Source organism: Stenotrophomonas sp. 05L44_2 (assembly GCF_056665995.1).
Map to the genome: position 1 here is coordinate 1 of NZ_JBFTNR010000948.1, position 1,269 is coordinate 1,269.

Annotated in this window: 2 protein-coding genes; both read left to right on the forward strand. The window is 59.3% G+C overall.

Annotated features, from left to right (window positions below; genetic code table 11):
- On the forward strand, window positions 1–394 hold a 394-nt coding region (locus AC1VAN_RS22210), incomplete at its 5' end, for a hypothetical protein (protein WP_480986792.1).
- Window positions 394–993, forward strand: a complete 600-nt coding sequence (locus AC1VAN_RS22215; RefSeq protein ID WP_241877712.1) for a TetR/AcrR family transcriptional regulator — start codon at window positions 394–396, stop codon at window positions 991–993. The genes AC1VAN_RS22210 and AC1VAN_RS22215, both read left to right, overlap by 1 nt.
- The last annotated feature ends 276 nt before the right edge of the window (window positions 994–1,269 follow it).

The window sequence follows — 1,269 nt, forward strand, 5'->3', positions numbered from 1 at the left end:
GACTGCTGCCGGCCGCGCCTACTTCTGGTTCATGCTGCTGGGCATCCTCACCGTCTATCCCATCGCGCACCAGCCGGTGAGCTCGATCGTCGCGACGATCACTCTGGTGTTTCTGCTGGTCGGATACGGCATCGCGCTGTGGCGGCCGGCGAAGCGACTGTGGACGTATGTCCAGACGATGTCGCTGAGCGTAACGGTGTTCCTGCTGATGGTCCCCACGGTGAGTGAAAGCCTGCGCAGGCTTCCTGTCGGCGATCCGGTGGTGACAGACTTGAAAGACCCGCTGCTGCTGGGTGTCCAGGGCGCGCTCTTCCTAGCGCTCATCGTGGGAATTCCACTGCAAATGCGAGCGCTTTATAAGCAGCGTCCCTATCGAGACCAGGTAACCCGTTGATGTCGTCCGCAGAAGCCCAGCCTCAGTATTCACCCAAAGCCCAAGAGATCATCCAGCGGGCCAACGAGCTGCTGGCGTCGGGTGGGTATAACGGCTTCAGCTATGCCGACATTGCCGAACTGGTGGATGTCAGGAAGGCCAGCATCCATCACCACTTTCCGGCCAAGGTGGACCTAGTCAAGGCGACCGTCGCACAGCACCGGCAGGCGATGCGGCGAGGACTGCAGTCACTCAAGGAATCGATTCCTGATCCCTATGCGCGCCTGGTCGCCTACATCCGCTACTGGGCCGACTGCATTCAGGCGTCGAATCCTCCGATCTGCATCTGCGCACTGCTTGCCGCTGAGCTGCCAAGCATCCCGGCAGAGGTCGCCGAGGAGGTCACAGGTCACTTCAACGATCTGCAAACCTGGCTCACACAGACCATGACGGAGGGCGAGACGAAGGGCGTGATGCGCTTAGTCGAGCCGCCTGCTGGGGAAGCCGCGATGTTCATGGCCTCGATCCACGGGGCGATGCTCTCTGCTCGAGCTACGGGCAACGCATTGTTGTTCTGGCAGATCGCGAAGCTGTCTACAGATCGACTGAAAATCGAGTAGTACATCGTGCGATGTGCCTTTGACGCGAAAGTGACCTAGCTGAGCTCCCTAGCACCTCTTAACTGAGGCGACACACAGGCAGTTAGAGCCTCTCCATCCCACCTCGGGATTGGAGAAAGCCATGAAGCGAAGTTCAGGCCGCTCAGCGGAACGTCCTGCTTGGAATCTAGGCAAGCTTGTGGGACAGAAGGCGCCCCTAAAGCTCAAGGAGATCTGGTCGATTCGAGTCAGGCTTCAGCTCAAGGGCGATAGTCGGCAGTTAGCGCTTTTTGATCT